We start from the raw sequence: 22,801 nt of genomic DNA, 5'->3' as shown, positions 1-22,801 counted from the left end.
TCGTGGTTTGAGCAGGCCCTTCGTGCAACCGGACGATGCGCCGGGACGTCTTTGGCTATCGAACGATGCTCATTTCGGGATATTCAACCATGTTTAAGAAATTCGCCAAGGCCAGTCTGGTCCCATTCGGGGTGCTGTTTGCGCTGATCATACTTGAGCTGATCGCGATTGCCATAATCCTCCCCAATTCAGCACGCGCTCATGAGGCGGCACCAAGCGAGATTGTGCTTCGCCAGCTCACCGCAGGGTCCATTTCGGTCAGTGTTGCGTTGGATCCCACTGTGTCGGGCGCGGTGACGAACCACCGGTCCGATCACTCTGAAGACAGCGATCTGGAAGACCTGACAACCATTGGTGCCAGGGTACTGAACTCACTGAAGTTGACCGCTTCGGGAACGTCCGCTGAACTGAAGTCTGTGGGCATCGAGCAAGCTTCGGCGTCAAGGCCCAATTTTCTGATGACAGCCGACATCCCATTGGACGCGACCACGTTGAGCATTTCTCCGGGTGCGTTTGTCGGTGACAGCATCATCCGATACGTACAATCCGAAACGCAATCTGTTCCAAAATTTGTGACCGGCGCGTCAACCGAAACATTCACGTTTGCTGGCTCAGAGGATACGTCACTGGGTAAGGTCGTGGCGAACTATCTGCACGCCGGAATAATTCACATCGTTCCGAAAGGTCTGGATCACATCCTGTTTGTTGTGGGACTCTTTTTGCTCACCCCTGCCGTTCGCCCGCTTTTGTTGCAAGTGAGCCTTTTTACGGCTGCTCATACATTGACGTTGGCATTGGGCGCGTCGGGATTGATCTTTGTGCCAGGGATTATCGTCGAGCCACTGATTGCAGCTTCGATCGTTTTCGTCGCTGCCGAGAATATTATGACCAAGGACCTGTCGCGCTGGCGTCCGTTGGTTGTGTTTGCATTCGGTCTGATGCACGGCCTGGGGTTTGCAGGTGTTATGACCGAATTTGGCTTGCCCGAAAGCCATTTTCTTGCCGGGCTTGTTGCCTTCAATATCGGTGTGGAACTGGGTCAGATTTTCGTTTTGGCGGTTTGTTTTGGCGCTGTCGGGCTGTGGTTTGCGCACAAGGCGTGGTATCGCATAGGCATCAGCATCCCGGCTTCCGTTCTGGTCGCGACGACTGGCGCGGTCTGGACGGTCCAGCGCTTGGGAGACGTGCTGTGAACGGATTGCTAAAAGCCATCTTTATCGCGGGACTCTTTGTCGGCCCTGTGTTTGCCAATGCACAATTCTCGCAACCGTTCAGCAAATCGGAACTGGAAAGCATTGTCCGTATTCTGGTCGACAGCGGCCGTCTGAAGGAAACAACCCGAATTGCGCGCGTTGCCATCGCAACTGCAGGAAAGGGAAATCCGGCAAGGCAGGCCAGCGTAAGTTTGGTTGAACCGGGCGGCAGTTTCGATGTGCTGCTGGACGTTGGCACCGAAAGCCTTCTGAAATGGGAACCCGTTCGCAACGGGCGCGCACCCGTGCTCAGTGAAGAATGGGCCCGCGCAAGCGCGCATCTAAAGATGCATCCCGAATGGCAGAACGCCATGGCGCTGCGTGGATACACATCAACAGATGATATCTTTTGCGAGTCGCTGTCGGCGGGGTATTTTCCGAAAACGCCATCGGTGAACCGTCGCGTTATTAAAATGCCTTGCTACGATGTTTCCGCCTCCACAACGAACATCTACGGTCGGCCAATCGAGGGGCTGATCGCGACCGTTGACGCCTGGACCGGTGAAGTGTTGGAGCTTCTCGATGAGGGTGCCACGCCAGTGCCGGAACCGGCGCTGCAGCCACCTGTTGCCGAGGGTCTGCCTGAACTTGCCGGACCCGGAGATTTCCGCCTTGAAAACAACCGAATTTCCTTCGGCGCGTGGGACCTGAATGTTCGGCTCGATGATCAGTTCGGACTGATCGTGTCTGACGCAGGTTTCACACACAACAACCAGCGCCGGTCGATCCTGTCTGAAGGCCATATTTCCGAGATGTTTGTTCCCTATATGGACCCGAAAGAAAGCTGGGCGTTCCGCACTTATCTTGATGCCGGCGAGTTTGGCCTCGGGACGCTTACATCGCCGCTGCTGCGCGGAACCGACTGCCCGCAGGAGGCTTCGTTTCTCACGACGTTGACCCTGTCGCCCCTTGGTAGAGTGATGGGAAAACCAGACGCGATCTGTGTATTCACTCGGGATCTTGCCGGGCCTCTGTGGCGTCATTACGAGGCGCTCAACGGGTTGCACACAGGACTGGCCGGTCGGGAACTTGTCGTTCGCTCTATCGCCAGTATCGCGCATTACGACTATGTAATGGACTGGGTGTTCCGTCCGCAGGGGGAAATAGAAATTCGGATTGGCGCAACTGGGATCGACGCGGTCAAAGCCGTAAAACCCGAGGAGCCTGACGATCCTCACGGGCGTTTGGTCACCCGCCAGCTTAGCGCGGTTTATCATGACCACTTTTTCTCTCTGCGGTTGGATCTGGATATCGATGGTGCGGAAAATCGTCTTGTGCGGGAACACGTGCGTCAGGAAACGGAACGGAACGGTCCGAGTGAACGCAGTTACTGGGTCCTTGAGCCAGAAGTAGTTGAAACCGAAGGACCCCTGCAGGTCGCAGAACCGGGTGTCTGGCGGATTGAATCCCTGTCCCGGCAAAACGCCACCGGCGCTGCGACGGCGTATCAGTTGATGACCGAAGGGACCGTGTCGCTTTTGGCGGTCGATGACTTTCCGCAACGACGCGGCGCGTTTTCCGGCAGTCCGCTTTGGGTGACCCGCTATTCGCCCGGTGAACGAGCGGCCGCCGGCCGCTATCCCAACCAGTCACCAGGCGGCGCAGGCCTTCCTCTATTTGCCAACGGTGAAAATACTGAAGCCGCTGATCTTATCCTGTGGCCCACAATAGGGTTCAGGCACATCACACGACCGGAAGACTGGCCCGTTTTGTCTACAGTCTGGAAATCAGTTCGGCTGCGCCCATACGGTTTTTTTGACGGCAATCCTACAGTTCGACATGATGCGCCTGCAGACTGATCACTGGAACTGACTAATAAGCCAGAGCGGCCAGCGGGCCGCTCTGGCTCTGTCGTCAGTTTTTGTTGTTGCCGTTACCTGTCACCGGGTCGACGGCGTTGTCTGAGCCGCGACCGGATGCCTGTTCACCGCGCGCGCCCTTGCTTGTTACAGATGAGATGCCAGGCCCTTCGATCGAAGATACGGTCTCGGAAGTGCTGTCGGGCGAGGTGCCGTCGGCGGCACCCTGGTCATGTGCTTTCGCAAATGCCGCACCAGACATAAGGGTGAAGGCAAAAACAGCCGACGTCAGTTGAGTTGCAGTTTTCATACGTGTTGTTCCTTTACGGTTTTTTAGCGACCCGAACGCCTTGGCACTCATCACCAAATCACTCATCCGCGCGGGTCGATACCTGCAAAGACGGGACAGGTTTTCCCCCGGTTTCAGCCTCCTGGTCACGTTCAGTCACAGGAGTTTGACGCTGGATTTGCATCCGGAACCGGGCCCCGCGCGACACTTCCAATGAGAAGCTGAATAAAAGAGGGAAACCGAATGGAACTGTTGAGAACGTTTTTTTTCGCAATCATTTTTGCAGGGTCAGCAATCAACCCGGCAGGTGCTCATGAGTTTTGGATCGAAGGGACGGTTTTGCCTTTTGTCAAACCCTCAGCGGTCAGCCTTGATCTGAAAGTCGGTCAAAATTTGAAAGGGCAGTCCCTGCCTTTCATCCCAGCGCACATTGTTAGTTTCCGGCAGTTGGACGGAGAGCGACAAGTCATCACGGGCCAGATTGGTTCAATCCCAGCCGCCACCCTGTCCTTTGATGCTGATAACGGGTTTGCGGCATTTGTCGAAATGAAGCCGCGCTTTGTCGAACACACCGACTGGAAAGCATTCCTGCAATATCTCGATATGGAGGGTTTGGTTGGAATTGAGGCACGGCATATTGCGCGCGGTCTGCCCTTGTCCGGCTTCACTGAGAGCTACGCCCGCCATGCAAAAGTGCTGTTCCTGGGAAGGAACTTTGGTACGCAACTTCCGGGCCACCGCGCGGGAGCGCCGATTGAGATCGAGATCACGTCCGTCGAAGAAACAAATGGGCACGAGGTTCTGTTGCGCGGAGCATTGCTGATTGGCGGTGAACCGGAATCGGGCCGACAGGTTACGGTATTCGAGCGGATCGGTGGCACCGTTCGGACATACTCTGTTCGCACAGACCAGTTGGGCAAGTTTCAGGTCTCGGTTTCCAAAGACGCAGAATTGCTCTTCAACTCTGTGCTTCTGACTGAAGGCAAGCGAGCTGACGTCGCCTGGCATAGCGATTGGGCGTCACTGTCCGTCTATTTGAGACAGGACCCGTTTGTTCCTGCAAATTAAGCGGAAGACAGATACCCGCCGATCCCCGAGGCGCTTTCTCCAGGCTCCAAACTAAATTAGGTCGATCCGAATTTTCGCCGGGCGCTTGGCGCGTTCCTCCGGCGGCAGATCAGATTTTTTGAAATATTTCTTGCAACCGGTTGCAAAGCGAAACATTGTGGCGCAAAATACAGAAGTTGGGAGAACCGCATGCTCAGAATCGGATTGCTAGGTGCCGGGCGCATTGGCCGCGTTCACGCACAGGCTATAACCGCGCATCCTCAAAGCCGGCTCTGCGCGGTGTCCGACGCGATTTCCGAAGCGGCGGAAAGCCTTGCTGCCGAACATGGCGCGACGGCGCGCGAATCCCAGGATATTCTGGCCGACACGTCAATCGATGCGGTATTGATTGCGACGCCGACGGACACCCATTCGGACCTGATCGAAACGGCCACGCGGGCCGGCAAGGCGGTTTTGTGTGAAAAACCGGTCGATCTTGACCTGGACCGAGCTGTTTCCTGCAAGGCGGTGGCCGATGAAACCGGTCGTCCGGTCATGGTGGGGTTCAACCGTCGATTTGACCCCAGCTTTTCCGCACTGAAATCGGCCGCGGACCGAGATGAGATTGGCGCGGCGGAAATGCTGTCGATCACATCCTTCGATCCCGCGCCGCCGCCGGTCAGCTATATCAGGGTTTCGGGTGGTCTGTTCCGGGACATGATGATCCACGATTTTGACATGGCCAATTTTCTGATGGGCAGGTTGCCGGTGCGGATATCCGCCGTTGGAGCATCCATTGTCGACCCTGAGATCGGCCGCGCAGGGGATGTTGATACCGCTGTGGTTACAATGACTTATGACGACGGTCGGATCGCCGTGATCAAAAATTCCAGACGCGCAGTCTACGGGTATGACCAGCGGATCGAGCTTTTGGGATCGGGTGGGCTTTTGCAGGCCCATAACGTGCTTGAAAATGCGGTGGTCAAATCGACCGAACAGGGTGTGATCGGGGCGAAGCCAACGTATTTCTTCCTGGAACGTTATATGCCCGCCTACCGCGCGGAGTGGGATGCATTTGTACAGGCGGTGCTGGCCGGAACGGAAATGCCGGTAACGCTGGAAGACGGCATTGCCGCGCTTGCAATGGCCGAGGCCGCGACCCGCTCAGCCCAGTCCGGAAACCCGGTTGCGATGGCTGAAGTTTTGAAACCGGTTGCAAAATGAGCGGATATACGGAAACTGGAGAAAGCTCCGCCACGATCCGGAGCGGAGGAGATTCGGTCGATCCGAATGATTGGGGCCAAGACCCCGACAACAAGACAAACTGTTCTAATGGGAGGAAACCAAATGAATAAGTTCGTTAAAGGCGCACTGGCTGCGGGTGCAATGGCCCTGGCCACACCTGCTTTTGCGCAGGAAATTGTGGTTGTGTCGCACGGTCAGGCGAATGACGCGTTCTGGAACGTTGTCAAAAACGGCGTCGAACAGGCCGGCAAGGATGTCGGCGTGAACGTGGAATACCGCGCGCCCGAAACCTTTGACATGGTGGCCATGTCACAGCTGATCGACGCCGCCGTGAACCAGGAGCCCGACGGCCTGATCGTCTCGATCCCCGATGCGGATGCGCTGGGGCCATCAATTGAGCGCGCTGTGGCTGCCGGAATTCCGGTGATCTCGATCAACTCGGGCTCGGACGTGTCCAAGGATCTGGGTGCTCTGCTGCATGTCGGACAGGATGAATTTGACGCCGGCAAGGCCGCGGGTGAAGAACTGGCCTCGATGGGCGGCAGCACTGCGATCTGTGTGAACCACGAGGTGGGCAACGTCGCACTGGACCTGCGCTGCGCCGGTTTCGCCGAGGGTTTTGGCGGCAATGTCGAGGTGCTTCCAACTTCGAACGACCCGTCGGAGATCGAGTCGAAAGTGGCCGCTGCTCTGGCCGCCAACGAAGCCATCGACACCGTCATGGCGCTGGGCGCCAGCTCGGCGGGTGAGCCCACCGTTGCGGCCGTCAAGGGGTCGGGTCGTGACGTGAACGTCGCCTCGTTCGACCTGTCGGCTAACTTCCTGCAGTCGATCGCGGATGGTGACGCGGCCTTTGCCATCGACCAGCAGCAGTACCTGCAGGGCTACCTGTCGGTGAACTTCATGGGTTTGCACGCCAAATACGGCCTGATGCCCGGCGGCAACGTGCCTTCCGGTCCGAACCTGGTCACTCAGGACAAGGCCGCTCAGGTGATCGACCTGTCTTCGCAGGGTATCCGTTAATCACACGGGACACTGAAATCTGAAACGGCGCGATGGGCGCCGTTTCAACCGAATTGGGAGGGAAACATGAGCCAGTCAGCGCAAGTTGCAGCGGACGAAAGGGTCAAGAAGGAACCTTTCTTGACCAAGCTAATGAAGCGCCCCGAACTGGGGGCCATGGCCGGTGTCGTTCTGGTCTTCATCTTCTTCGCGATCACCGCGGACGACTCGATGTTTACTCTGGCCGGGGTCATGAACTTCATGACGCCTGCGGCGCAGCTTGGCATTCTGGCTATCGGGGCTGCTTTGCTGATGATCGGTGGTGAGTTCGATCTGTCGATTGGTTCCATGGTCGCGTTTTCGGGGCTGTTCTTCGGCGTCTGCGTGGTCACCTGGCAACTGCCGCTGATTGCGGCGATCCCGATGACATTTGTGTTTGCCGCCATGGTCGGTGCGATCAACGGCAATATCGTGATCCGCTCGGGTCTGCCGTCCTTTATCGTGACGCTGGCCTTTCTGTTCATCCTGCGGGGTCTGTCGCTGGTTGGTCTGAAGATGGCGACCAGTGGATCGACCCAGTTGCGCGGTGTGCGGGATGCGGTCGAAAACGACTGGCTTGCCCCTTTCTTCTCGGGTGAAGCTTTTGGCAGCCTGTTCAGTTCGCTGGCTGAAAGCGGCGTCATCGACACATTCAAGAGCGGTGCGCCCAAGGTTCCCGGTATCCCGGTTGAAATTCTGTGGTTCATCGTGCTGGCGCTGGCTGCGACCTATGTGTTGCTGCGCACCCCGGCCGGGAACTGGATTTTCGCATCGGGCGGCGACAAGACCGCCGCGTCAAACTCGGGTGTGCCGGTGAACCGCGTCAAGGTCTCGCTGTTCATGCTGACGGCCTGCTGTGCCGCGCTGGTGGCGATCATAACGGTTATGGATGCGGGCTCGACCGATGCGCGCCGCGGCTTCCAGAAGGAATTCGAGGCGATCATCGCCGCGGTGATCGGTGGCTGTCTGCTAACCGGCGGCTATGGTTCGGCTATCGGGGCGTTCTTCGGTTCGATCATCTTTGGTATGGTTGTCATCGGCCTGACCTATACCGACTTCGATCAGGACTGGTTCCAGGTCTTCCTGGGCGCCATGCTGCTGATCGCCGTTCTGTTCAACAACGCGATCCGTAAACGCGTAACGGGGGAGCGCTGATATGACCGAAGATACCAAGTTCCACCACGGAGATACCGCCACCGACGCTGCACCTATCGTCGAGATGAAAGATATCGAAAAGCACTTTGGCAACATCATCGCGCTGGCCGGTGTCAGCTTTGATGTGAAGCCGGGCGAGTGTCATTGTCTGCTGGGTGACAACGGCGCGGGCAAGTCGACCTTCATCAAGACCATGTCGGGGGTGCATAAACCCACCAAAGGCGAGATATATTTCGAAGGTAAACCGCTGCATTTCGACACGCCCCGCGATGCGATGGAAGCCGGTATTGCGACCGTGTTTCAGGACCTGGCGATGATCCCGCTGATGAGCGTGACACGCAACTTCTTCATGGGGCGCGAGCCGACCAAGGGAAAGGGGCTGTTGAAACGGTTCGATGTGGAACAGGCCAACGAGGTTTGCATGGAAGAGATGCGCAAGATGGGCATCAACCTGCGCGGACCGGATCAGGCAGTCGGCACTCTGTCGGGTGGCGAACGTCAGACCGTGGCCATTGCCCGTGCGGTCTATTTCGGTGCTAAGATCCTGATCCTTGACGAACCGACATCGGCGCTTGGCGTGCGTCAGACGTCGAACGTTCTGGCCACCATCGACCGGGTGCGCAGTCAGGGCGTCGGCGTGGTCTTTATCAGTCACAACGTCCGTCACGCGCTGGCGGTTGGGGATCGCTTTACCGTGCTGAACCGGGGCAAGACATTGGGAACGGCCAAGCGCGGCGAGATCACCCCCGAGGAACTGCAGGATCTGATGGCGGGCGGTCAGGAAATGGCGGAACTGGAAGGATCGTTGGGCGGAACGGTGTAAACCCGTTCCGTTCCGCGTGACGTCCGCCGGACAATTCTGAATCTTTAAAACTCAATACCAATGGACCGGCCGGGTGGCCTTGGGTTGAAAGGGATCACAATGGGCAAGACAATCCGACTGACCGCAGCGCAAGCTCTGGTCCGCTATCTGGGTGCGCAGATGAACGAGGCCGGAGAGCCCTACATCGCCGGTGTCTGGGCCATCTTCGGCCATGGCAACGTGGCCGGGCTGGGCGAGGCGCTGCATGGCGTGAAAGACAGCCTGCCGACCTATCGCGGCCATAACGAGCAGACCATGGCGCATTGCGCGATCGCCTATGCCAAGCAGATGCGCAGGACACGCGCGATGGCGGTGACCTCGTCGATCGGGCCGGGGGCGACCAATATGGTAACGGCTGCTGCGCTGGCGCATGTGAACCGCCTGCCGGTTCTGTTGCTGCCGGGCGATGTCTTTGCCACCCGCGGGCCCGACCCGGTGTTGCAGCAGATCGAGAATTTCGGCGATGGCACGGTCAGCGCCAATGACTGCTTCCGCCCGGTCAGCCGCTATTTTGACCGCATTACCCGGCCTGAACACCTGCTGACGGCCTTGCCGCGCGCCTTCCGCACCATGACGGACCCAGCCGATTGCGGCCCGGTGACGCTGGCCTTCTGTCAGGATGTGCAGGCCGAAGCCTATGACTATCCCGAAAGCTTCTTCGAGCCGCGCGTCTGGTATCAGCGCCGCATTCGTCCGGATGAGAATGAACTGGCGCGCGCCGTCGCTGCGATCAAAGCGGCCAAGCGGCCCGTCATCGTGGCCGGGGGTGGTGTGCACTATTCAGGCGCGACGGATGCGCTGCAAAGTTTCGTCGAGACCCACAATATCCCGGTTACCGAGACGCAGGCGGGCAAGTCGGCGCTGGCCTGGGATCACCCCCTGAACCTGGGCCCGGTTGGCGTGACCGGAGGCGAGCCCGCGAATTCAACCTGCGCCGAGGCTGATCTGGTTCTGGCGGTCGGCACGCGGTTGCAGGATTTCACCACCGGATCGTGGGGGCTGTTTTCCAACCCGGAACGCGAAATGATCTGCCTAAATACCGCCGCCTATGACGCCGAGAAACACGGCGCAATGCCGCTGCAATCCGACGCGCGCGTGGGGTTTGAGGAACTGGGCGCAGCTCTGCAAGGTTACCGCGCCGACCCGGTCGCCGATACGCTGAAGCCCGAGTGGTACGGCAAGGTCGACAAGCTGACCGACGCGCCGGGTGACGGCAACGCTCTGCCAACCGATATGCAGGTGGTGGGTGCCGTGCAGCGTGCCGCACATGACGGCACGGTTGTGATGTGCGCGGCGGGCACCATGCCCGGCGAGCTTCACAAGCTGTGGAAAGCGCCACGCCCCGGGGCCTATCACATGGAATATGGTTTCAGTTGCATGGGCTACGAAATCGCCGGTGCCATGGGCATCAAGATGGCGCAGCCCGACCGAGACGTGATCTGCTTTACCGGCGACGGCACCTATATGATGGCCAATTCGGAAATGGCGACCGCCACCATGATGGGCGTGTCATTCACTGTGGTCATCACCGACAACCGCGGCTTTGGCTGCATCAACCGCCTGCAAATGGGCACCGGCGGGGCCGAATTCAACAACCTGCTGGATCACGCCGTGCATCAGAACCCTTCGGCCATCGACTTTGCCGCCCATGCAGCGGCGATGGGCGCAACCTCGGTCAAAGTCGGCTCAATCGACGAATTGGAGGGCGCATTGGCCAAACGTGGCGACATTACGGGCCCTTATGTGGTGGTCATCGACACCGATCCGTACCCCTCGACAGAATATGGCGGCACGTGGTGGGAAGTGGCGGTGCCCGAGGTCAGCACCCGCCCCGAAGTGAATGAAAAGCGGGCGGCCTATGAAGTCGCCATTAAGGAAAGAAACACTAAATGAGCGTGAAAATCGGAATCTCTCCGATCGCCTGGCAGAATGACGATCTGCCGGACCTGACGGCGGCCTACACCATGGAACAGGCGCTGAAAGAGGCGCGCGAGATTGGCTATACCGGCGTCGAGCGCGGTCAGCGGATGCCTGGCGACACCGAGGGGCTGCGGGCCTATCTGGACGGCAATGACATCGCGTTGTGCGGCGGCTGGTGCTCGGGCGCGTCGCTGGTCAACGATTTTGCCACCGAACGCGACGCCGTGCGCGAACAGGTCGAGCAGTTCGTGGCGCTGAACAGCCCCTGCATCGTCTACGCCGAATGTTCCAACACCGTGCAGGGGCAGATCGGGACGCCGGTCAACAACCGCCCCAAACTGTCCAAGGACGAAGTACTGGCTTACGCAGCCCGGATCACCGAACTGGCCAAATGGATGGCCGATCTTGGTATGCCGATGGCCTATCACCATCACATGGGCACGATCATCGAGACTGAAGAGGACGTGAACTGGCTGATGGAAGGCTCGGGCCCCGAAGTAAAGCTGTGTTTCGACACCGGCCACCTGCTGTTTGGCGGTGGCGATGTCATGGCCACCCTGAACCGGTGGGGAGACCGGGTGCATCACGTGCACTTCAAGGATATCCGCCCCGCAGTGGTTCAGGACACGCGCGAGAATAACCGCAGTTTTCTGGATGCCGTGATTGACGGTGCCTTTACGGTCCCCAGCGATGGCTGCATTGATTTTCAGGCCGTCGCGAACGCGCTCAGGGCGATGGATTACGAAGGCTGGATCGTGGTCGAGGCCGAACAGGACCCCGCCAAGGCGCCGCCCTATGAATATTCCAAAATGGGATACGAGCATATCGTCGATGTCTGCGGGCAGGCGGGATTGGAGATCAGCGGGTAACAAACCGCCCAAAAGGGCAGCACCAACGCCATGAGAAAGGAGAACATCATGGTAAGTCAGGAACTTGGATATGTCGGATATTTTGACCGGGAATCCTGTGATCTGGATGAATTCAAGGTGCTGACCTCGCAGAGCCTGAAGGCTGATGACGTGCCCCGTGCCGCCGCAATTGAACAGAACGTGCCCGTCTATGACATGCACGCCCTGCGCCCGGCGCTGAAAGGCGCGGACCGGCGCCGCGATCTGATGGCGGAATGGGGTCGCGTACTGAACAGCTCGGCCGGGGTGATCGCGCTGAAAGGGGCTTACGCAGACATTTCGGTCATCGACCGGGCCACTGACGTGTTTCGCCGAATCATCGACGAAGAACGCCGGGGCGGAGCGGGGGAAGGCGATCATTTCGCAGCCTCTGGTGCCAACGACCGGGTTTGGAATGCGTTGCAGAAACAATGCCTGCGCGATCCCGAAGGCTTTGCGCTCTATTTTGGCAACACGGCGATTGCAGCCGCCTGCGAGGCGTGGCTGGGCCCCAATTATCAGGTCACCGCGCAGATCAATCAGGTGCGCCCCGGCGGCAAGGCGCAGCAGGCGCACCGGGATTACCATCTGGGCTTTCAGACCGCGGAAAATGCAGCCCGTTACCCGGCGCATGCGCATCTGGTGACGGCAACGCTGACCTTGCAGGGGGCCGTCGCCCATTGTGACATGCCGGTGGAAAGCGGGCCGACAAAATTGCTGCCGTTTTCGCAGCTCTACCCGGCCGGGTATCTGGCGTTTCACGACCCCGGCCACAGGGACCATTTCGAAGCGTCCTACATCCAGTTGCCTCTGGAAAAAGGCGATGCGGTGTTCTTCAACCCGGCCCTGTTCCATGCGGCGGGCGAGAACCGCAGCACGGATATTCACCGGATGGCCAACCTGTTGCAGATCTCATCGGCCTTTGGGCGCGCGATGGAGGCGATCGACCGCCAGGCCATGGTCCTGGCGGTGTTCCCGCAGCTGGTCGCGTTGAAACAACGGGGCGATCTGACCGGGGCTGAGCTGAACGCGGCGATTGCCGCCACGGCCGAGGGCTACCCGTTCCCGACCAATCTGGACACCGATCCTCCGGTTGGGGGCAACGCGCCGGCAAGTCAGGCCGACATTCTGCATCGCGCGGTGTCCGAGGGCTGGCGCGCGGCGGAACTGGCCGACGCTCTGAAGGCCCTGAACACGCGGCAGGCCGCCTGACATTTGACCCGGGCGGGCCGATGTGCCCGCCCCTGAAGGAGACGACTGAATGGCAGACCTGCTCAAGAAACCGTTCGGAACCCGCGGCAAGGTGCATGACATTACGCCGGTCAGCGCCGGATGGCGCTATGTCGGGTTCGGCCTGTATCACCTGCGTGCCGGGGACAAGGCCGCCGAGGTGACCGGAGATCGCGAGGTTATTCTGGTCATGGTCGAAGGCAAGGCACGCATCACCGGGGCGGGTCAGGACTGGGGTATTCTGGGCGACCGGATGAACGTCTTCGAAAAGACGCCGCCGCATTGCCTTTACCTGCCGAACGGCACCGAGTGGGCGGCGGTGGCCGAAACGGACTGCGTTGTGGCGGTCTGTTCCGCGCCGGGCAAGGGCGGTCATTCGGCCCGCCGGATCGGACCCGACGGCATAACGCTGACCGAACGCGGCAAGGGCACCAACACCCGCCATATCAACAACATCGCGATGGAGGCCGAGGATTATGCCGACAGCCTTCTGGTGACCGAGGTGTTCACGCCGAACGGGCACTGGTCTTCGTATCCCAGCCACCGTCATGACGAGGATGACTATCCCCGCATCACCTATCTGGAAGAAACCTATTACCACCGCCTGAACCCGGCCTCCGGCTTTGGCATTCAGCGGGTCTATACCGACGACGGACAGCTGGATGAGACGATGGCGGTGTCAGATGGCGATGTTGTGACCGTCCCGCGTGGCCATCACCCTTGCGGTGCGCCATATGGGTTTGAGATGTATTATCTGAACGTCATGGCCGGGCCCTTGCGGAAATGGCGGTTCGTCCCGGCCCCCGAGGTCGAATGGATCATGGAGCGCGACAGTTGACACAGGATTTCGCCAGCTACCCCAGCCTCAGCGGCAAGACGGTCATTATCACGGGCGGCGCTGGTGGTATCGGTGCGCGCACGGTGCGCGCATTCGCGGATCAGGGCGCGAAGGTGGGGTTTCTGGATATCAATGCCGACGCAGGGCATGCGCTGTTGGCGGAACTGGATGGCCAGCACGCCTTTGCCCAGTGTGACTTGCGCGACATTGACGCGCTGCGCATGGCATTGGATCAACTGGCAGAGGAATTGGGACCCGCCCAGGTGCTGGTCAACAATGCAGCCCATGACGACCGCCACGACTGGCGCACGGTCACCCCGGACTATTGGGATGAGCGCATGGCCACCAATATCCGGCACATGTTCTTTACTATTCAGGCCCTCGCACCGGGGATGATCGAAGCCGGTGGCGGTTCCATCATCAATCTCGGCTCGAACTCGTGGTGGGAGGCCGGGGCAGGTTTTCCCGCCTATGCCACCGCCAAGTCGGCGGTCCACGGTCTGACCCGCACGATGGCCCGCGAACTGGGCGATCACCGCATCCGCGTAAACACCGTTGTTCCCGGCTGGATCATGACCGCCCGACAGAAGGACCTGTGGGTCACGCCCGAAGCGCTGGCCAAGCAGATCGACCGTCAGTGCCTGCCGGACCCGATTGACCCGATATATGTCGCGCGGATGGTTTTGTTTCTGGCCTCGGACGACGCCGCCATGTGCAGCGCGGGTAATTTCATGGTCGAAGGCGGGTCGATTTGAGACCCGATAGTTTCTGAATTCAGGAGGTCCGGAATGTCCGCACCCTTTCAACTTGCGGCCTGTGCCGAAACGCTGTGGCTGGACCGGCCGATAGACTGGCGCGTCGCGCGCCTGACCGAGATGGGCTTTGGTGTCGGATTGTGGAGCTGGCCTGACCTGGACCTTGCCAAGCTGGAAGCCATTGGGGCGAACTTCACCATCATGGACGGTTATGTTCAGGGGCGGCTGGCCGATGACGAGGGGGCCGCGATGCTGCTGGCCTCGGCTCGTGAAACAATCAAGGTTGGGAAGCGGCTGGGCGTGGATCGGCTGAACCTGCACGGTACCGGGCTGGGTGAAGGGGGGATTCCGATCTGGCAGCACGATGTTGTGACCGGTGAAATGTGGCTGAAGGCGCGGGATACGCTGAACCGCATCTGTGATCTGGCCGAGGAAGAAGGCGTGGTTTTCACGCTGGAGAACCTGAACCAGCTGGATCATCCCGGCTGCCCCTTCGGGTCCACGGCCGACGTATTGGCCTTGGTGTCGGCAATTGACCGGCCGCAACTGCGTATCAACCTGGACCTCTACCACACACAGATCGGAGAGGGGGACCTGATCCGCTGGTGCGACAAATGCCTGCCCTGGATCGGAGAGATTCAGGTTGCGGACAATCCCGGCCGGTGTGAGCCGGGAACCGGGGAAATCAACTATGCGGTAGTGGCCAGGGCGCTGTACGAGCTCGAATATCGCGGCCCTGTGGGGTTGGAGGCTTCTGCGTCCGGCGACCCAGAGGCTGCCCTTGAGGCGTTCCGGGCCGCCTTCACGATCTGATTTCTCAGCCGGGGTTCTGGTGTTGTGGCGGCGCCCCGAAGGCACGGATCACCGCGCGGGCGGCGGCCTCGACCGGATCGTGGGTTTCCTTCAGAATGGTCACCCGGTCAAATCGTTCCGGGTCGCGGTTGACCGCCTCGCGCAGCGCGCTGCCGAAGGCCATACGCAGTTCCGTTCCGATGTTGAACTTGCAGATCGAGGTCTCGCGCGCCAGCCGCGTGCGTTGCGCAACCGGTACGCCTGACCCGCCATGGATTACCAGGGGCACATCGGTTACGGCGTCGATCCGGCGGATGCGATCCTCATCCAGACCGCCCTCTCTGTTCTGCTGCAGATGGACGTTTCCGACCGATATGGCCATTGCGTCGACCCCGCTTTCGCGTGCGAAGCGGGCGGCCTCATCCGGGTCGGTCCCGCTGGAGCCCTCGCCACCGGAATAGCCCACGAACCCGATCTCACCCTCGCAGGAAATCCCGGCCTTATGCGCCATTTCGGCGATGGCCGCGGTCTCGTCGATATTCTGTTGCAGGGGTTTGCGCGACCCGTCGAACATGAGCGAGGTGAACCCGCCGTCGAGCGCGATTTTGCAATCCTCGAACGTATATCCGTGATCCAGATGGGCAACGACAGGCACGGAGGCGTTCTCGGCCAGATGCCGGAACATCTTGCCCAGTACCGGCAGCGGCGTGTGCTCGCGGCAACTTGGCCCGGCTTGCAGGATCACCGGCGCATTCTCGGCCTCTGCCGCCGCCACATAGGCGCGCATGTCCTCCCAGCCCAGCGTCACCAGCCCACCCACGGCATAGCCCTGCTTATACGCGGGGGTCAGGACGTCTTTCAGCGTGACAAGGGTCATTTGAACTTTGCAATCATGTCTTTGATGCCCGGGATCGTTTCGATCTGATAAGCATGGGTGGGTTGGAAATACTGCACCAGAGAGCGCTGCGTCAGACCGCCGAGAATGGTGAAGTAGTACATCTCGTATCCCGGCAGAACGCAGCACGGGTGATAGCCATTGTCGATGCAGATCGTCGATCCATCGACGATGTGATAGGCATCGCCGGGCTCGTTATCCTCACGCTGCAGCATCTGCAGGCCTGAGCCCCATTTGGGTCTGAATCGGAAATTATATGTCTCATCATGCCGGGATTCATCCGGCAGGCGGTTGGTGTCGTGTTTGTGGCTGGGGAAGCCGGACCAGCCGCCCTGACCGACGGTGAACAATTCGCTGACCAGCAGCCGGCCAACCTTATCGTGCTGTTTCTGGCCAAGGATATGCTTGATCTTTCGATGCGTCTTCGTGTCGTCACTGCCGTATTGCACCAGGTCATGTTCTCGCACATCGAAGGGCTCCAGCACCTTGTCAAACTTTGCCCCTGCAATGAACACCTCGGCCTCTTCCGACATGCAAACCAGCTGCGCCTTTGCGCCGACGGGAACATAGACGCCTTCGGGCTCGCCATCCCAGACATCTTCACCCCGGTTGCCCAGCCGGGGAAACGGCACGCCCTCGACCTCGACATCGACGCTGCCGGTGGCGGGTACGATGCAGGTCTCATATCCGGGCACCTGGTATTCGAATACCTCGCCCCGGCGCAGCTTGACGATATTGAAGTAATTCAACGGCACCGTCGGATCGTCCGCGTCGACGATGGGTTTGTTCTGATTTTCATAGGGCGCGATGTGCATGGGTCTCTCCTATGTCGTCGGGCCGGGGTGGGACGCCAGAAACGCGTCCAGTTCCGGGGTCGTGGGCATGGCCGGTGCGCAACCCGGTTGCGAGACCACGATGGATGCACAGGCCGAGCCGCGCAGCACCGCGTCTTCCAGCGAATGCCCGGCTGCGACGGATGCCAGCAACCCGGCCATGAAACTGTCGCCGGCACCGTTCGGCTTGACGGCAGTGACGGGGTAGATCCCGGTCCTGATTTCCTGACCGTCGGTCAGCGTCACCGCGCCTTTTTCGCCCAGCTTGTAGATGACGATCCGCCCGGGCTTCGCAGCCAGTTCCCGGGCCTTTTCGAACCCTTTTTCGATACCGCCGGCCATAAAGCCGAATTCCTCGTCATTCCCCACAATCAGATCGCTGGCCTCGCCCGCGCGGGACAGGACATCGGCCGCGACCTCTGGCGAAGGCCAGCTATAGGGGCGGTAGTCGATATCGAAAATGATCGGCAGACCCGCCGCGCGAGCATTGTCGAAAGCCCGGAATGTGGCGCTGCGCGAGGGTTCGGCGGCAAATACTGTTCCGGCTGAGATCACGGCTGAGAAGGCCGAATAGTCGACCTTGTCCATGTCTTCTTCGGTGACCTGAAAATCGACCGCGCCATTGCGGTAGATGACATTCTGGAAATTCTCGATCCGGCTTTCGTAAACGGCCAACGACATCCGGTATTCGCCGCCCAGTACCCGGATATTGGACGTGTCCACCCCATAGTGGCGCAGCCGGTTCAGGCAAAACCGCCCCACCGCGTCATCCGAGACCGAGGTGATCAATGCCGCCTGACTGCCCAGTTTGACCAAACCGGCACAGATATTGGCCGATGATCCGCCCAGATCGGCGTGGAATGTATCGGCGTCTTCGCTTTTGACGCCGACGGGGGCGGCAAACATGTCCATGCCTGCACGTCCGAATACCGCAAACCGGTTTCCTTTGATACCGTCGATCAAAGCGCTCACGTTATGTCCTCCGGCAAAAAGGGGCGTGCAAGGTGGTATGGACCTTGCGTTGTGTCGATTCACACGATACTGATTTTGCAACCGGTTGCAAATATATTGTTCGGAGCCGTGACAGATGCCGGAAATCGGAATTGGAATCGTTGGCGGCGGCTATATGGGCAAGGCCCATTCAGTTGCGATGTCGGCAGTGGGGGCGGTGTTCGATACCGCGCTGCGCCCGCGGCTTGAGATGATCTGCGCGGCAAGCCCTGAAAGCGCCGAACGGTATCGTGCTGCCTATGGGTTCCGGCGCGCGACCGGGGACTGGCGCGCGCTGGTCGGCGACCCCGCCGTCGAAGCCATCGTCATAGCGTCGCCACAGGGAACGCATCGTGAAATCGCCGAGGCCGCCCTTGCGCTGGGCAAGCCGGTGCTGTGCGAAAAACCGCTGGGCGCATCCATGGAGGACGGTCAGGCAATGGTGGATGCGGCCGACGCGGCCGGTGTGACCAACATGGTCGGCTTCAACTATGTCCGAACGCCGGCCACCCAGTTTGCCCGCCAGCTAATTGCCGATGGCGAACTGGGCGAAATCACCTGGTTTCGCGGCGAACATACCGAGGATTTCTATGCCGATCCCCAGGCTCCGGCCAGTTGGCGCACCACGGGGATGGCCAACGGCACCATGGGCGATCTTGCCCCACATATGGTCAACGGGGCTCTGGCGCTGATCGGGCCTGTTGCGGAAGTCATGGCCGAGGTCGAGACTGTTCACGGCACACGTCCCGGCGGCACCGTGACCAATGATGACCATGCGCAGATCATGTGCCGGTTTCAGAATGGCGCGATGGGCAACATCTATGTCAGCCGTATCTCGACCGGTCGAAAGATGGGCTACGCGTATGAAATCTCGGGCACGAAAGGCGCAATTCGCTTTGATCAGGAAGATCAGAACACCCTGTGGCTGTACCGGCGCGAAGGTCCCGAGGCGCAAAGAGGGTTCACCAAGATCCTGACCGGCCCGGCCCACCCGGATTATGAGCCGTTCTGTCAGGGCCCGGGGCACGGTACCGGGTATCAGGATCAGATCATCATCGAAGCCAAGGATTTCCTGCAGGCCATCCATACAGGACAGACGATCTGGCCGACCTTCCGCGACGGGCACGAGGTCAATCGCGTACTGGCTGCCGCTCTGGCCTCGTCCGAGCAGCGGTGTTGGCAAAAGGTCAGCGATTTCTAGGCGCTGCGCACAACTGAAAGACCGAAGAGAGACAAGAACCATGGCAAAGCTGAAATGGGGCATGATTGGTGGCGGCGAAGGCAGCCAGATCGGACCCGCCCACCGTTTGGGCGCGCTGGCGGACGGAATGTTCGAATTTGCTGCCGGCGCGCTGGACCATCGCGCCGATGTGGGGCGCGAATACGCCCAAAGACTGGGTGTCTCCGCCGACCGTGCCTATGGCAACTGGCAGGAAATGCTGTCAGGTGAGAAGGATCGCGCCGACCGTATCGATTTGGTGACGATCGCCACACCGAACGCAACGCATTTCGAAATCGCCAAAGCCTTTCTTGAGGCCGGCTTCAACGTTCTGTGCGAAAAGCCGATGACCATGACAGTGGACGAGGGCGAAGAGATCGTTCGCGTTGCCGAAGCCTCGGGCAAGATCTGCGCGGTCAATTACTGCTATTCTGCCTACCCGATGGTGCGGCAGGCGCGGGCGATGGTGCGCGCGGGGGATCTGGGCAAGGTCCGGCTGGTTGTGACCAACTTCAGCCACGGCCACCACGGCGATGCCACCGATGCCGACAACCCGCGGGTGCGCTGGCGCTACGAACCGGCGATGGCAGGGGTTTCCGGCCAGTTTGCCGATTGCGGGATACATGCGCTGCATATGGCCAGCTTTATCTGCGACGATGAGGTGAAATCGCTGTCCGCCGACATGGCCTCTACCATCGCAAGCCGCGAGTTGGAGGATGACGCGATGGTCAATTTCCGAATGGAGCGCGGCACGGTTGGCCGTTTGTGGACCTCGTCCGTCGCCATCGGGCGTCAGCACGGGTTCGACATTCAGGTATTCGGTGAAACGGGCGGGTTGCGCTGGGCGTCCGAGCATCCCAACCAGTTGGTCTATACCCCCGTGGGCGGGCGCACTCAGATCATCGAAAAGGGCGAAGGCGGTTTGCACGAAGAAACCCAGCGCCTGTCCCGCGTGGCTATCGCACATCCCGAAGGTTTTCCGCTGGCGGTGGCGAATATCTATTGCGATCTGGCAGACGCCATATTGGGTGAGGCACGGGACGGGCTGCCCACCCCGTCGGACGGGGTCCGCTCGATTGCCGCCGTGCACGCCGCCGTCGCGTCGTCCAGAAATGACGGCGCGTGGACAGACGCCCGCCCGCCGATGTTCCGCTGATCAGGGGCGGGGCCGCAACGTGCCCCGCTCGATCACTCGGCAGGGAAAAATCCGCGCTTCAGGATAGCGCTCCGGATCTTTCAGCATCTCTTCGACCAGATCGACCGACGAGGTGATGATCTGCTTGATCGGCTGGTGAATGGTGGTCAGATCGACGCTTTCCCAGCGTGACATTTCCATGTCGTTCAGGCCAATGATCCCGATATCCCGGCCCGGTTTCAGCCCGTGATCCGACAGTGCCGACAATGCGCCGATCGACAGGATGTCATCGCCGCAGAAATACCCTTCGGCCGGGGTACCCAGCAGCAGGCGCAGCATCTCGGCGCGCCCGGCCTCGAAGGAATAGTTGTCGGCAAAGGAATGCGTCACTTCTAGATCGGCATGCCGCTCGACCTCTTCCATGAAACCGCGATACCGGTCCATCGCCGAGGTGGCATCCCTGGGTCCGCCCAGATACCCGACGCGCCGATAGCCGCGGACCAGCAACTCGCGCGCGGCCATGCGCCCGCATTCGACATTGTCGATCCCCACGACATGCACCTCGGGCGACGTGGCAGAACGCCCGAACGTGTGCACCACCGGCACGCCTGCGTCGTGGAACGCCTTGGCAAAGCTGGGCGGCAGCGTGGATGAGGCCACGATGGCGGCATCCACCGAATACTGCCTGAGCATCCGAACCGAATTGGCGGGTTCGGTTTCATCGGTCAGGTTCACGATCAGCGGCCGCAACCCCCGTTCCTGCAGGGCGCGGGTGAACTGATCGAATACCTCAAGGAATATCGGGTTGTGAAAGTTGTTGGAGATCAACCCGATCAGCTTGGTGCGCCCGGTGGTAAGCGACGAGGCCAGCGCATTGGGACTATAGCCCAGCTGCTGAGCGGCCTTTTCGACCTTGCTGCGTGTCTTGGCGGAAACGGACGCGCCTTCGGTAAAGGTGCGCGAGACTGCCGAGCGCGAAACACCCGCCAGCGCGGCGACGTCTTTCAGGGTGACACTCATGGCTGGTACCCGCGAATGGGGGAATGGCGGAAAGGTGATAGCATGGGGGAGATACTATGCACCATTGCACCAGACTTGCAATCGGTTGCAATCAGCGGTGCTGGATGACGCCGGGTCCGTGGCAACACTGCGAAAGCGGGATGGTGGGTGATGAGAGACTCGAACTCCCGACATCTTCGGTGTAAACGAAGCGCTCTACCAACTGAGCTAATCACCCGTGACGGTGCATGTAGCCAAGCCTGCGCGCGGGCGCAAGAGGGTCCGGAAGAATTTCTTTTCCTAAAGGCGGATCAGTTTGCCATCTCGTTCAATGCGGCCAGCAACTGGGCCACTTCCTGCTCGGTATTGTAGTGGCACAGCGAAATCCGGATGCAGTCGCTCAGACCCAGCGGGGTCAGCACATTGCCGCTGTAATGGTCGGCTTTTCGGATATGGGTGCGGATGCCCTGTTCGTTCAGCCGGGTGACGACTTCGGCTGAAGGGACATCGCGCAGAACCACGGACACCAGCCCCTCGCGCGCCGGGTTGTCGGCCCCGGCCAGAATGCGCACGTGGTCCATGTCCCGCAGGCCGGGCAGATTGCCGGTGCCGTTGATCATCGCGTTGGTCAGATGGGTTTCATAGGCGTGAATTGCGCGCCCTGCGGCCTCGATTCGGGCCCGCCGGTCGGACGTGTCAGATACCTGCGTGCCAAGCCAGTCGAAATAGCGCACCACATCCGACATTGTGGCGTATGAGCCGGTGTCGCGGGTGCCGAACTCCCACCCGTCTGCGGGTGCATCGATCAGTCGATCATGGGGCAGGGCGGTCAGGCGGTCGGAAATCCAGGCGATGCCGTAGCCGTGACGCGAGAACACCTTGTAAGGTGAGATTGCATAGCCATCGACATCGTAGCTGTCGATATCCACCTGCCCATGGGCTGCGTGCTGAATGCCGTCGACGATGATGAGACAGTCGGGCGAAACCGCGCGAATGGCCTGCGCAATGGCAGCGACATCCATGCCCATCCCGGTCACCGGGGAAGCGTGCAGGATCGTGGCGACACACACATCCGGCGTCATGGCGGCACGATAGTCCTCGGCGGTGACCAGACCGGTTTCGTCATCATGTGGAACATTGACATAGTCCAGCCCGGCGATACCGGCCCAACGGCGCGCGGCGCTGCGGCTGGCCGGGTGCTCGATCGAGCTGCCGATGATCTTGCGACCCCTGGGCGCGTTCACGCAAGCCGTACGGATCATTCGGAACAACAGTTCGGTCCCGCTTTCGCCGACAAAAAACTGACCGGCCGAGGCATTCATGAAAACCGAAAGATCGGCCTTTGACGTGTTGATGATGTCGACAAGGGCATGGCTGGCAACGTTATCGCGTCCCTGATTGTCAGGGATGGCTGCAAACTTTGCCGAGGTTTCGACGACGGAATTCAACGTCAGCGCGCCGCCTGCGTTTTCGAAGAAAATGCGGGGTCCCTGAAACGGGCAGGCGTCGACATGGGCAAACCGGGCGCGGATGGCGTCGATCAGACCGGGTGTGTTTTGCAGCATTGTCAGCGTCCTGTTTCCTGGGTCACGGGCAGCATCCACGCGATGACAAACG

21 protein-coding genes and 1 tRNA gene are annotated in these 22,801 nt (G+C 60.1%); 15 read left to right on the top strand and 7 right to left on the bottom strand.

The features are described 5' to 3' along the window. Window positions 1-35 precede the first annotated feature (35 nt). Both ACR0D8_RS15420 and ACR0D8_RS15415 read left to right on the top strand, forming a co-directional pair. Window positions 36-1,193, top strand: a complete 1,158-nt coding sequence (locus ACR0D8_RS15420) for a HupE/UreJ family protein (protein WP_480647806.1) — start codon at window positions 36-38, stop codon at window positions 1,191-1,193. Beyond that, on the top strand, window positions 1,190-3,052 hold the full coding sequence (locus ACR0D8_RS15415; protein WP_480647804.1) for a copper amine oxidase: 1,863 nt from the start codon (window positions 1,190-1,192) through the stop codon (window positions 3,050-3,052). Before ACR0D8_RS15420 ends, ACR0D8_RS15415 begins: the two co-directional genes overlap by 4 nt. A gap of 55 nt (window positions 3,053-3,107) precedes the next feature. Here the strand turns inward: ACR0D8_RS15415 and ACR0D8_RS15410 are convergent, their stop codons facing one another. Continuing rightward, a complete protein-coding gene (locus ACR0D8_RS15410) occupies window positions 3,108-3,428 on the bottom strand; it encodes a hypothetical protein (RefSeq protein ID WP_480647802.1) in 321 nt (106 codons plus the stop codon). A 156-nt stretch (window positions 3,429-3,584) separates the two neighbouring features. Here ACR0D8_RS15410 and ACR0D8_RS15405 point away from each other — a divergent pair, with 156 nt between their 5' ends. The 11 genes from ACR0D8_RS15405 (at window position 3,585) to ACR0D8_RS15355 (ending at window position 15,134) form a co-directional block, all read left to right on the top strand. Next, entirely contained in the window at window positions 3,585-4,409 is an 825-nt protein-coding gene (locus ACR0D8_RS15405; protein ID WP_480647801.1) for a hypothetical protein, read from the top strand. Between the two features lie 189 nt (window positions 4,410-4,598). After that, complete coding sequence (gene iolG, locus ACR0D8_RS15400) at window positions 4,599-5,612, top strand: inositol 2-dehydrogenase (protein ID WP_480647800.1); 1,014 nt, start codon at window positions 4,599-4,601, stop codon at window positions 5,610-5,612. Between the two features lie 123 nt (window positions 5,613-5,735). After that, window positions 5,736-6,656 carry a sugar ABC transporter substrate-binding protein gene (locus ACR0D8_RS15395; RefSeq protein WP_475154173.1) on the top strand — a complete coding sequence of 307 codons (921 nt, stop codon included), beginning with the start codon at window positions 5,736-5,738 and terminating at the stop codon, window positions 6,654-6,656. A 66-nt stretch (window positions 6,657-6,722) separates the two neighbouring features. Next, window positions 6,723-7,829, top strand: a complete 1,107-nt coding sequence (locus ACR0D8_RS15390; RefSeq protein WP_475154168.1) for an ABC transporter permease — start codon at window positions 6,723-6,725, stop codon at window positions 7,827-7,829. Between the two features lies 1 nt (window position 7,830). Further along, complete coding sequence (locus tag ACR0D8_RS15385) at window positions 7,831-8,652, top strand: ATP-binding cassette domain-containing protein (RefSeq protein WP_475154165.1); 822 nt, start codon at window positions 7,831-7,833, stop codon at window positions 8,650-8,652. A 99-nt stretch (window positions 8,653-8,751) separates the two neighbouring features. Then, window positions 8,752-10,584 (top strand): 3D-(3,5/4)-trihydroxycyclohexane-1,2-dione acylhydrolase (decyclizing), encoded by a 1,833-nt coding sequence (gene iolD / locus ACR0D8_RS15380; RefSeq protein ID WP_480647799.1) that lies wholly within the window; start codon window positions 8,752-8,754, stop codon window positions 10,582-10,584. Continuing rightward, entirely contained in the window at window positions 10,581-11,480 is a 900-nt protein-coding gene (iolE, locus tag ACR0D8_RS15375) for a myo-inosose-2 dehydratase (RefSeq protein WP_480647797.1), read from the top strand. Before iolD ends, iolE begins: the two co-directional genes overlap by 4 nt. 48 nt (window positions 11,481-11,528) lie before the next feature. Beyond that, window positions 11,529-12,710 carry a phytanoyl-CoA dioxygenase family protein gene (locus tag ACR0D8_RS15370; RefSeq protein ID WP_480647795.1) on the top strand — a complete coding sequence of 394 codons (1,182 nt, stop codon included), beginning with the start codon at window positions 11,529-11,531 and terminating at the stop codon, window positions 12,708-12,710. A 49-nt stretch (window positions 12,711-12,759) separates the two neighbouring features. Continuing rightward, a complete protein-coding gene (gene iolB / locus ACR0D8_RS15365; RefSeq protein ID WP_480647793.1) occupies window positions 12,760-13,566 on the top strand; it encodes a 5-deoxy-glucuronate isomerase in 807 nt (268 codons plus the stop codon). Continuing rightward, on the top strand, window positions 13,563-14,321 hold the full coding sequence (locus ACR0D8_RS15360) for an SDR family NAD(P)-dependent oxidoreductase (RefSeq protein WP_480647792.1): 759 nt from the start codon (window positions 13,563-13,565) through the stop codon (window positions 14,319-14,321). The genes iolB and ACR0D8_RS15360 overlap by 4 nt, the downstream gene beginning before the upstream one ends. A gap of 33 nt (window positions 14,322-14,354) precedes the next feature. Continuing rightward, window positions 14,355-15,134 carry a TIM barrel protein gene (locus ACR0D8_RS15355; protein ID WP_480647790.1) on the top strand — a complete coding sequence of 260 codons (780 nt, stop codon included), beginning with the start codon at window positions 14,355-14,357 and terminating at the stop codon, window positions 15,132-15,134. A 4-nt stretch (window positions 15,135-15,138) separates the two neighbouring features. Here ACR0D8_RS15355 and ACR0D8_RS15350 read toward each other — a convergent pair whose 3' ends face one another. Genes ACR0D8_RS15350 through iolC form a run of 3 tightly spaced genes read right to left on the bottom strand, consistent with a single transcriptional unit; the run spans window position 15,139 to window position 17,813 of the window. After that, entirely contained in the window at window positions 15,139-15,990 is an 852-nt protein-coding gene (locus ACR0D8_RS15350; protein ID WP_480647788.1) for a class II fructose-bisphosphate aldolase, read from the bottom strand. After that, entirely contained in the window at window positions 15,987-16,823 is an 837-nt protein-coding gene (locus tag ACR0D8_RS15345; RefSeq protein ID WP_480647786.1) for a 5-deoxy-glucuronate isomerase, read from the bottom strand. Before ACR0D8_RS15345 ends, ACR0D8_RS15350 begins: the two co-directional genes overlap by 4 nt. 9 nt (window positions 16,824-16,832) lie before the next feature. Beyond that, window positions 16,833-17,813: a 5-dehydro-2-deoxygluconokinase gene (iolC, locus tag ACR0D8_RS15340; RefSeq protein WP_480647784.1), complete on the bottom strand. Its 981-nt coding sequence runs from the start codon at window positions 17,811-17,813 to the stop codon at window positions 16,833-16,835. A 115-nt stretch (window positions 17,814-17,928) separates the two neighbouring features. Between iolC and ACR0D8_RS15335 the strand changes: the two genes are divergently transcribed. Together ACR0D8_RS15335 and ACR0D8_RS15330 are read left to right on the top strand one after the other, a co-directional pair. Beyond that, window positions 17,929-19,032, top strand: a complete 1,104-nt coding sequence (locus ACR0D8_RS15335) for a Gfo/Idh/MocA family protein (RefSeq protein ID WP_480647782.1) — start codon at window positions 17,929-17,931, stop codon at window positions 19,030-19,032. Window positions 19,033-19,072: 40 nt separating this feature from the next. Then, window positions 19,073-20,206, top strand: coding sequence for a Gfo/Idh/MocA family protein (locus ACR0D8_RS15330; protein ID WP_480647780.1), 1,134 nt, complete (start codon window positions 19,073-19,075; stop codon window positions 20,204-20,206). On the opposite strand, the gene ACR0D8_RS15325 is transcribed toward ACR0D8_RS15330, so the two are convergent. From ACR0D8_RS15325 to ACR0D8_RS15315, 3 genes are all read right to left on the bottom strand, one after another. Further along, window positions 20,207-21,205, bottom strand: coding sequence for a LacI family DNA-binding transcriptional regulator (locus ACR0D8_RS15325; protein ID WP_480647778.1), 999 nt, complete (start codon window positions 21,203-21,205; stop codon window positions 20,207-20,209). Window positions 21,206-21,346: 141 nt separating this feature from the next. Beyond that, a tRNA-Val gene (locus ACR0D8_RS15320) sits at window positions 21,347-21,422 on the bottom strand. A gap of 73 nt (window positions 21,423-21,495) precedes the next feature. Further along, the gene (locus tag ACR0D8_RS15315) at window positions 21,496-22,749 is read right to left on the bottom strand and encodes an aminotransferase class V-fold PLP-dependent enzyme (RefSeq protein ID WP_480647776.1); all 1,254 of its coding nucleotides are present in this window, start codon (window positions 22,747-22,749) and stop codon (window positions 21,496-21,498) included. Between the last annotated feature and the right edge of the window lie 52 nt (window positions 22,750-22,801).

This window comes from Ruegeria sp. BG10 (assembly GCF_056538575.1).
The sequence above is the reverse complement of the archived record's forward strand: the minus strand, read 5'-3'. Positions and strand labels throughout refer to the sequence as shown.